Annotated in this window: 9 protein-coding genes and 1 pseudogene; 6 read left to right on the top strand and 4 right to left on the bottom strand. The window is 60.8% G+C overall.

What is annotated here, in order from left to right:
* Positions 1-31: 31 nt before the first annotated feature.
* Complete coding sequence (locus tag HMPREF2781_RS09745) at positions 32-754, bottom strand: flotillin family protein (protein ID WP_210386030.1); 723 nt, start codon at positions 752-754, stop codon at positions 32-34.
* A gap of 88 nt (positions 755-842) precedes the next feature.
* Between HMPREF2781_RS09745 and HMPREF2781_RS12725 the strand changes: the two are divergent.
* From HMPREF2781_RS12725 to HMPREF2781_RS09760, 4 genes and pseudogenes are all read left to right on the top strand, one after another.
* Positions 843-986: pseudogene (locus tag HMPREF2781_RS12725) on the top strand (GuaB3 family IMP dehydrogenase-related protein); the annotation flags it as partial.
* A gap of 273 nt (positions 987-1,259) precedes the next feature.
* Entirely contained in the window at positions 1,260-2,138 is an 879-nt protein-coding gene (locus HMPREF2781_RS09750) for a metal ABC transporter substrate-binding protein (protein ID WP_246821840.1), read from the top strand.
* A gap of 8 nt (positions 2,139-2,146) precedes the next feature.
* The gene (locus HMPREF2781_RS09755; protein ID WP_070516670.1) at positions 2,147-2,920 is read left to right on the top strand and encodes a metal ABC transporter ATP-binding protein; all 774 of its coding nucleotides are present in this window, start codon (positions 2,147-2,149) and stop codon (positions 2,918-2,920) included.
* The gene (locus tag HMPREF2781_RS09760; protein WP_070516668.1) at positions 2,917-3,816 is read left to right on the top strand and encodes a metal ABC transporter permease; all 900 of its coding nucleotides are present in this window, start codon (positions 2,917-2,919) and stop codon (positions 3,814-3,816) included. Before HMPREF2781_RS09755 ends, HMPREF2781_RS09760 begins: the two co-directional genes overlap by 4 nt.
* On the opposite strand, the gene HMPREF2781_RS09765 is transcribed toward HMPREF2781_RS09760, so the two are convergent.
* On the bottom strand, positions 3,766-4,452 hold the full coding sequence (locus HMPREF2781_RS09765) for a metal-dependent transcriptional regulator (protein ID WP_070516666.1): 687 nt from the start codon (positions 4,450-4,452) through the stop codon (positions 3,766-3,768). The two genes, HMPREF2781_RS09760 and HMPREF2781_RS09765, sit on opposite strands and share 51 nt — an antisense overlap.
* A gap of 119 nt (positions 4,453-4,571) precedes the next feature.
* On the opposite strand from HMPREF2781_RS09765, the gene guaA reads away from it, so the two are divergent.
* Positions 4,572-6,176, top strand: coding sequence for a glutamine-hydrolyzing GMP synthase (guaA, locus tag HMPREF2781_RS09770; RefSeq protein ID WP_070516664.1), 1,605 nt, complete (start codon positions 4,572-4,574; stop codon positions 6,174-6,176).
* 173 nt (positions 6,177-6,349) lie between these two features.
* On the opposite strand, the gene HMPREF2781_RS09775 is transcribed toward guaA, so the two are convergent.
* Positions 6,350-6,826 carry a PspC domain-containing protein gene (locus HMPREF2781_RS09775; protein WP_070516662.1) on the bottom strand — a complete coding sequence of 159 codons (477 nt, stop codon included), beginning with the start codon at positions 6,824-6,826 and terminating at the stop codon, positions 6,350-6,352.
* A gap of 417 nt (positions 6,827-7,243) precedes the next feature.
* On the bottom strand, positions 7,244-7,654 hold the full coding sequence (locus HMPREF2781_RS09780; protein ID WP_070516661.1) for a hypothetical protein: 411 nt from the start codon (positions 7,652-7,654) through the stop codon (positions 7,244-7,246).
* Positions 7,655-7,745: 91 nt separating this feature from the next.
* Here HMPREF2781_RS09780 and HMPREF2781_RS09785 point away from each other — a divergent pair, with 91 nt between their 5' ends.
* The gene (locus tag HMPREF2781_RS09785) at positions 7,746-8,480 is read left to right on the top strand and encodes a hypothetical protein (RefSeq protein WP_246821838.1); all 735 of its coding nucleotides are present in this window, start codon (positions 7,746-7,748) and stop codon (positions 8,478-8,480) included.
* Positions 8,481-8,505: the final 25 nt, after the last annotated feature.

Consider the following 8,505-nt stretch of genomic DNA (forward strand, 5'->3'; position numbering starts at 1 on the left):
CAAATAGGGTGTCCACTAAACGAGGGTAACCTCAATCGCTACGGATCTGCTCGACGTCCTGCTCAGCCTTCTCGCGTGCTTCACGCAACACACGCTCTGCAACCTCGCGAGCCTGCTGTTCAGCGTTCTCCTGTACACTTCGCGCTGCTTCACGGTCCGCCTGGGCCTGTTCCAGTTCTTTTGCTGCTTGCTCGCGGTCACGATCAATCGCGTCCATGTCGCGGTGTACGGAACGGCGCTTGACTTCTACTTCATCCTCGCGGTTGGCAAGGTCGCGTTCACGATCCTGCTGCTCCGTGTAGCGGTCGAGGTTTAGGGATTCATCGTGACGTTCGGAGACTTCCAGTTCTACTGGGTAGCCGAGCGCGTGCATGTGTTCACGGAGTCCGCGCTGCGCGTCGATCATTTTTTGATTACCCGAGATCTGTTTACCCTTTTTTGGGCCAGATTTGTACCTGACCGAGGTGTCAGTGTTGTACGCGATACCTGGCCTACAGCGGAGCTTTGACGGATCATCGGGCTTCGGGGAGAAGCTATCGGCCTGGAACTGGCTATGCGGTGTGCTCTCGTCAAAATTCATATCCCCTCCGGCCACAGCATCGATGCCGCCGGGGATGAAGTTCTCGGCAAGCCAACGCATTGCCTCTTCGAAGTATTGTTTCGCTTCCTCGTAGTCGCGTGCGACATAGCGCGGACGTTTTACTTCGCGCCCGTCCACCTCACTGGTGTAGAAATCCGGGATTTCTTTGCACATCGATTTCGGTGGATTCAGCTTCGGCTGGGGCCTCGACGACGCGGTTTCTACCGAGGATGTTGTGAAGCACCTCCGCGACAACAGCCCGAGCCTGCAGACCATCCTCCACGGCCCGAGCACCAGTACCTGGGGTGGGCACAACCTCGCCGGCGGTCTGCGCCGCGTCATGGCGAAGTGTGGCTACACCGATATCAAGAGCTTCCAGAAGGTGGATATCACCCTCTCGAGCTAGCTGCGCACTTTCGCGGCCGACAACGCCCGGTGGAACTTCAATGATCCCCCGGGCGTTTTTCATGTCTACGGGGTGAGGCGTATGTCACAGCCGATTCATCTTGACTCTCCTGTAAGTCCGACTAAAGTTTGTCCAGAATAAAAAGTACGTCTAGGCGTAACTTATGGAACAGCCTTGGCGAATGCATTTTCAGGAAAGGAAAACTCAATGGTTCGGTCGGAAAAGCGGGAGTCGCGATCAGCACTGTTCGTGGCAGCAGCCGCGATGATGGCGATGATTCTCGCGGCGGCGCTCACAGCGTGCGCGCCGGAGGAGGATCGTGCAGACGGCGGAAAGCCGAAAGTGCTGACCACTTTCACTGTGATCCAGGACATCGCCCAGAATGTCGCGGGGGAACACTTGACTGTGGATTCTTTGACGAAGCCGGGGGCGGAGATCCACGGCTACGAGCCCACGCCGGCTGATATCCGCCGCGCGTCGGATGCCGACCTCATTCTGGATAACGGCCTGAACCTGGAGAACTGGTTCGCGCAATTCGTCGAGGACGTCGACGCGCCCCACGTCACCGTCAGCGACGGCGTGGACCCGATCGACATCACCGAGGACGAGGACGCGGGCAAACCGAACCCGCACGCGTGGATGAGCCCGGTCGAGGTGGAGAAGTACGTGGACAATATGGTCACCGCCTTCAGCGAACTCGATCCGGACCATGCTGAGGACTTCAAGCAGAACGGCGAGCAGTACAAAAAGGAGCTGCAAGAGGTCCAGGACGGCATGGTCACTGAGTTGGCGAACCTGCCTGAGCAGCATCGCGCACTGGTGACGTGCGAGGGCGCATTCTCCTACATGGCACGCGACGCTGGTCTGGAGGAACGGTTCATTTGGGCCGTGAACTCCGAGAATGAGGCAACTCCGCAGCAGATCACCCGTGCCATCGAATTCGTCAAGGAGAACGACGTGCCGGCCGTATTCTGCGAGTCCACGGTCTCGGACGCACCGATGCAGCAGGTAGTTGATGCAACCGACGCCACCTTCGGCGGCACTCTGTACGTCGACTCCCTTTCGGAGAAAGACGGTCCGGTTCCGACCTACCTCGACTTGATCAAGCACGACGCCGACGTGATCACGCAGGCGTTGACGGGTAAGAAGTAGGTGTCACGGTGCAACAGGAAACGTCATCAGCCGCGGCGGCCGTTTCGTCGAATGCGACTCCCGCGATATCCGTGCACGATGTCACCGTTCACTATGGGAGCGTGCTCGCGCTCGACGGTGCATCCCTCGAGATTGCGCCGGGACGCGTGTGCGGACTCGTCGGAATGAATGGATCCGGGAAATCTACGCTATTCAAAACGATCATGGGGCAGACCCGGCCGGATTCCGGGACCGTCGCCGTCAACGGAGATGACCCCGCGGTTGCCCGCCGCACCGGTGTGCTCGGGTACGTGCCTCAGCGCGAGGCAGTGGACTGGGATTTCCCGGTCAGCGTGCGGGAGGTGGTCATGATGGGTCGCTACGGACAACTCGGTTTCACGCGCCGGCCTCGCCGGGCTGATATCGAAGCCGTCAACCATGCACTCGAGCGTGTGGAGCTCACGGACTATGCCTCACGTCAGATCGGTCAACTTTCCGGCGGCCAGCGGAAACGCGCCTTTGTTGCCCGGTGCATTGCCCAGGGGGCGAGGATCATGCTGCTGGACGAGCCTTTCGCGGGCGTCGATAAGCGCAGCGAAGCGACAATGACCCGGCTGTTCCGCGAGCTTGCAGACGGCGGTGCCACCGTCTTCGTGTCCACGCACGACCTCCCTGCGTTACCTGAGCTGGCTGATGAAGCGATGCTGCTCAACCGGCATGTGCTCATGCACGGCTCGCCCAAGGATGTCCTGCAACCCGATAATCTCGCCGCTGCCTTTGGACTGGATGTGATGAAACGATGATCTCTTTTCTTGTCGACCCGTTCGCCTACGACTTCATGGTCCGCGCGTTCGCCACGAGCCTGATTTCCTCCATCGTGTGCGCGGTGCTGTCGTGCTGGCTGGTCCTCGTCGGCTGGTCGCTGATGGGCGATGCCGTGTCCCACGCAGTGTTCCCCGGCGTGGTGCTGGCGTATATCGCGGGCGTTCCCTTCGCTCTCGGGGCAGTGGTCTTCGGCTTCCTCGCCGTGGGATTGATCGGTGTCGTGCGTGATACGAGCCGGGTCAAAGAAGACGCTGCGATCGGAATCGTCTTCACGACGCTCTTCGCGTTCGGGCTCGTGCTCATCTCCGTCACGCCCTCGCACACCGACCTCAATCACATTATCTTCGGTAACCTGCTCGGCGTCTCCAAAGCTGATCTCGTGCAGATCCTCGTTTTGGGCGTGGCCACGCTGGCCGTGCTCGTGCTCAAGCGCCGCGATTTCACGCTTTTCGCTTTCGATCCCGTGCATGCTCACGCGATTGGTCTGTGGCCGAAGCTGATTGGGGCAGTGTTGCTCGCCCTGCTCGCGCTCACCTGCGTGGTGGGGCTGCAAGCCGTCGGGGTGATCCTCGTGGTGGCGATGCTGATCATTCCGGGTGCGACCGCGCACCTTTTGACCGACAGTTTCGGCCGCATGCTGCTGATCGCTCCTGCGGTGGCCACCGTATGCTCCGTCGCGGGGCTGTACGCGAGCTACTACCTCGACGCTTCGCCTGGCGGACTCGTGGTCATGGCGCAGGGGATCGCATTCCTGCTGGTGTACCTGTTCAGCCCGAGCCAAGGGATCGTCACAGCGCGTGCGCGCCGGGGCGGAACGGCACGGCTAATTGGAGACGAACAGCGCATCGGTAGCGGTGCGGCCGAGCGGAACTGAGTTCTTTGCCCCGTCCACCTTCACATCGAGCGACTCGGAAAACGGTGCGCCTTCAGTGACCGTGAGGACGGCGCCGACAACGATGCCATTCTCCTCGAAAAACTTCAGCAGGGTCGGGTCCGAATCGGAGATCCGCTCGACAGTGACCGTCGTCCCCGCTGCACCGGCGCCCGCCCCAGCATCCGTGAGGCGGCATGCGTCCAAAGCGGGCACCGTACCGTCGGCGGTCGGGATCGGATCCCCGTGCGGGTCGCGGGTGGGGTGGCCGAGCAGCTTGTCCAGCCTGTCCACCAGGTAGTCAGAGACTGCGTGCTCTAAGTGCTCCGCTTCATCGTGCACTTCGTCCCACGTGTACCCGAGAGTCTCCACCAAGAACGTCTCGATGAGCCGGTGGCGCCGAATCATGTCCACTGCGTACCCGCGGCCCTTCTCGGTCAATTCCACCGAGCCGTACGGGGCGTGCACGATCAACCCCTGTGCGGCGAGCTTGCGCACAGCATCCGAGACCGACGACATCCGCAGCCCCGTCTGCTTCGAAATCAGGGTTGCCGTCACGGGTTCCGCTGACCATTCCGTGAGACTCCAGATGACCTTCAAATAGTTCTGGGTCGAAGTGGATAATTCGCTCACCGACATGCGTTCAACTCTACTTACCTTCCGGGAGCACGCTTATCGACGCCGCCCTGAACCGCTAATCCGCCCTGCACAGTCGCGACTGTTCAGTCTATCCAGGCCATGAGTTAGACTCTGAATCCGTGACTACCACCTCGAATGCACCAGAGCAGACCCCACCCGCAAACGCTCACCCGCGCCCCGTCCTCGTCGTGGACTTCGGCGCGCAATATGCGCAGCTCATCGCACGACGCGTGCGTGAGGCCCGGATCTATTCGGAGGTCGTTCCGCACACGATTTCCGCAGAAGAATTGAAAGCCAAGGACCCGGTGGCTCTCGTGCTCTCCGGTGGTCCCTCATCCGTCTACGAGGACGGTGCTCCGCAGCTCGACCCGGCAATTTTCGAGCTGGGGCTGCCCACCTTCGGCATTTGCTACGGCTTCCAGGTGATGACTCAGGCGCTCGGCGGCACCGTGGCCAAGACCGGCTCCCGCGAGTACGGTCGCACCGCAATGAACGTGCGCGGCGGCGTACTTCACCACGGCCTGCAGACCAACCACCCGGTATGGATGAGCCACGGCGATTCCGTCACCGAGGCACCAGCTGGCTTCGAGGTCACCGCTTCATCGGAAGGCGCACCAGTCGCCGCATTCGAAAACGCTGATCTATGCATGGCCGGCGTCCAGTACCACCCGGAGGTCATGCACTCGCCGCACGGCCAAGAGGTGCTCACGCGCTTCCTCACCGAGATCGCAGGCCTCGAGCAGACCTGGACCGCCTCCAATATTGCGGAACAGCTTATCGACGCAGTCAAGCAACAAGTCGGCCCCAACGGCCGCGCCATCTGCGGCCTGTCCGGCGGCGTGGACTCCGCTGTCGCTGCTGCACTGGTCCAGCGCGCAATCGGTGACCGACTCACCTGTGTCTTCGTCGACCACGGCCTGCTGCGTCAGGGCGAGCGCGAGCAGGTCGAGACCGACTTCGTGGCTGCTACAGGCGCGAAGCTGGTCACCGTCGACGAGCGCGAAGCCTTCCTGGGCAAGCTCGCTGGTGTCACCGAGCCGGAAGCCAAGCGCAAGGCTATCGGTGCAGAATTCATCCGCTCCTTTGAGCGTGCCGTTGCTGGTGTGCTCACCGAATCTGGTGACGACGCACCCGTCGACTTCCTCGTTCAGGGCACCCTGTACCCGGACGTTGTCGAGTCCGGCGGCGGATCCGGCACCGCCAACATCAAGAGCCACCACAACGTCGGTGGCCTGCCTGACGATGTCGAATTCGAACTCGTCGAACCCCTCCGCCTGCTGTTCAAGGACGAGGTCCGCGCCGTTGGCCGTGAACTCGGCCTGCCCGAGGTGATCGTGAACCGTCAACCTTTCCCGGGCCCTGGCCTGGGTATTCGCATCATCGGTGAGGTTACTGAGGAGCGCCTGGAAACCCTTCGCGCAGCCGATGCGATCGCTCGTGAGGAGCTAACCAAGGCTGGCCTCGACGACCAGATCTGGCAGTGCCCGGTCGTCCTGCTTGCCGACGTTCGCTCCGTCGGCGTCCAAGGCGACGGCCGCACCTACGGCCACCCGATCGTCCTGCGTCCAGTTGCTTCCGAGGATGCCATGACCGCTGACTGGGTCCGCATCCCGTACGAGGTGCTGGAGACCATTTCCACCCGCATCACCAATGAGGTTGAGGACGTCAACCGCGTCGTGCTGGACATCACGTCCAAGCCGCCAGCCACGATCGAGTGGGAGTAACCAGCTTTTAGCGCTGACACCCAGGATTTAAGTGCCAGCGCTAAATAGTTAGTGCTAAATAGTTGATGCTAAATAGTCAGTGGATCTCGATTACATAGCTGCCTCAGGTGAGAATTTTTACCTGGGCTTTTGGAGCGAAGCTAAGGCCCCGATGTAATCGAGATCCACTCGTTTTATTTGTAATGCACTCCAAGCGAAGGTGGCGGCGTTGGCGTGCGCTGATGCAGAAGCCACCACGCGACAAACCCGGTGAAGATTCCTGCCAGCGGCGCTAATACTGCCCTGGGATCCGTGCCCAGCGTGACGGACGGGAAGAAGATCAGCAATCCGATCAACAACAGCCAGCCTGTGCTGCGGTCTCTGAGCACAACAGGACTCAGACGTTCTTTCGGTGTGAAGATCGCCTGTGCGGGGGATGTCTGCGTGCCAAAACGCGGCATGGTGAACCAGCACAGCAGGTACAGGAAAATGCCGCCGCCGATGATGAGCGCCAGCACAGCAAAAACGACGCGGACGAAGGTCACATCGACGTTATAACGCGCACCGATGCCCTCACAGATGCCACCGACTAGTGGGTTGCCACCTTGTTCTTTGGGGATCCGTGGCGGGCGCGTGTCCCACATGGCCTGAAACGAGCTGTTGGTGTCCATGGCTCAAGTATGCATTTGGCGGGCAAAGCTCGCTGGCTAAATGGCACGGGTCTAGGGGGAGGATCGAGAGATCCTTGCATGAAACCTGAATTCGCTGGCGTAGACAATGCCGCTGGCCTCTTTGAAGTCCCTGTTCAGGGAGGTTTCGCCGCCTTCGATCTTCGTCAGCGCGTCGAGTAGCCTCGTTGTGATTTCAGGTTTCTTCCTAAAACCTGAATATCGGCACTGCTTGTGTACTGGTTTGTGCACTTAAGGCCCTGGATTAGCTTATCCAGGGCCTGTGGATTCAGGTTTCGTGCAACGCAGCAAGAACTACTAGTCGGCGAGAACTACTAGTCGGGGAGCGCTGCTAGCCAGCGTGCGTTGCTAGTCGGCGTGCGTTGCTAGTCGGCGTGCGTTGCTAGCCAGCGTGCGTTGCTAGTCGGCGTATGCGAGGCGACGGGAGCCGTCGACATGCGGGTACAGTACCCACGCAGCGCCAGCAACGAGCGCGAATGTGAGCGTGACTCCCCAGGCTGGCCATTGCGCGAGAGGTGCGAGCATGAGCGCCAGCCACCAAAGCATTAACGGCACGAGCATGCTTATCGACGGCACCGTACTTACCCGCTTCTCTTCCGCGAATGCCCTCATCTCGCCCCGGTAGGGGTGGAGCAAAGTGATGGCGACAGCAAGGGCAACGCATCCGAGCGCGATGAGGAGTTTGGGGCCGATCGCGAGCTGGGAGACCATGACTGCGATGGATCCGGCGACGCCCACAGTTCCCATGACTCTGACGATGAGCGGAGTGGGGATTGGGGTGGTCCGGGTGCGGACGTCGTAGGCGTACATGGAGGTGGACGCTACCATATGACCTGCGATAGAAAATATGTTCGATAATTTCAATTGACCTTGGTTCGCCCGCGGAGCATAATCAGCTTCCGTGAGTGGAACAAGTGTTCGCAAGACGGTCGCGGAGGTGGACCTGGCGGCATCGACGGTATCGACGGGCTCCAGTGGTTCTGCGCACGCTGAACAGATCGCCCAGCTCCGCTCCAAAATGGCGCAGATCGGCGGTGCTGTCCCTGGTGGTGATGGGGATGGTACCGGCTTCGCACAGAAGATCGCAGGCAGCGAAGATGTGGTTTCGCTCGGTGAGCAGTTTCGATTTCTGCTTCCTGGCGGTGGTCTACCGCGCCATGCTGTCACACATATGAGCGATACACCGGCGCTGGTTGCGGAGATGCTTCTCCACGTTGTGGAAGCAGGTGGTCACGCCGGTGTGGTGGGGTGGCCGGAATTGTCTTATACCGGAATTGACCCGAAGTATCTGGGCCGCATTATCGCTGTGCCGGATCCAGGGGTGGACCCTTTGGGTGTTGCCGCGGTGCTCACGGAGGGGCTGGACTTGGTTGTGTATCGCTCGCCAGTGGCGCTTGCTCTCTCTCCGGTGCGGTGCCGTCCACTGTTGGGCAAGCTGCGCAAAGGTCGGGCAGCACTGATGATGGTTGGCGCGACGGTGCCGTCTCCTGCGCTGACTGTCACGGGCGATATTCAGGCTTTTCATGGCATTGGTCGTGGTACGGGCCGCATTACTGGTGTGGATATTCGGGTGCGGGCGCAGTCGAAGGGTGGGCGTCCGGCGTCGGCAAGCATCACTGTGGGGCAGGGGGCCTGACCCCCGGAAAGTAGACACGTCGGGG

Origin of the sequence: Corynebacterium sp. HMSC062A03, from assembly GCF_001811145.1 — a bacterium.
In the GTDB taxonomy this organism is placed as follows: domain Bacteria; phylum Actinomycetota; class Actinomycetes; order Mycobacteriales; family Mycobacteriaceae; genus Corynebacterium; species Corynebacterium aurimucosum.

Excerpts from the sequence above, each read along its gene's own strand:
- HMPREF2781_RS09745 (WP_210386030.1), bottom strand. The coding sequence starts at position 754 with ATGTGCAAAGAAATCCCGGATTTCTACACCAGTGAGGTGGACGGGCGC.
- HMPREF2781_RS09750 (WP_246821840.1), top strand. The coding sequence starts at position 1,260 with ATGATTCTCGCGGCGGCGCTCACAGCGTGCGCGCCGGAGGAGGATCGT.
- HMPREF2781_RS09760 (WP_070516668.1), top strand. The coding sequence starts at position 2,917 with ATGATCTCTTTTCTTGTCGACCCGTTCGCCTACGACTTCATGGTCCGC.
- HMPREF2781_RS09765 (WP_070516666.1), bottom strand. The coding sequence starts at position 4,452 with ATGTCGGTGAGCGAATTATCCACTTCGACCCAGAACTATTTGAAGGTC.
- HMPREF2781_RS09775 (WP_070516662.1), bottom strand. The coding sequence starts at position 6,826 with ATGGACACCAACAGCTCGTTTCAGGCCATGTGGGACACGCGCCCGCCA.
- HMPREF2781_RS09780 (WP_070516661.1), bottom strand. The coding sequence starts at position 7,654 with ATGTACGCCTACGACGTCCGCACCCGGACCACCCCAATCCCCACTCCG.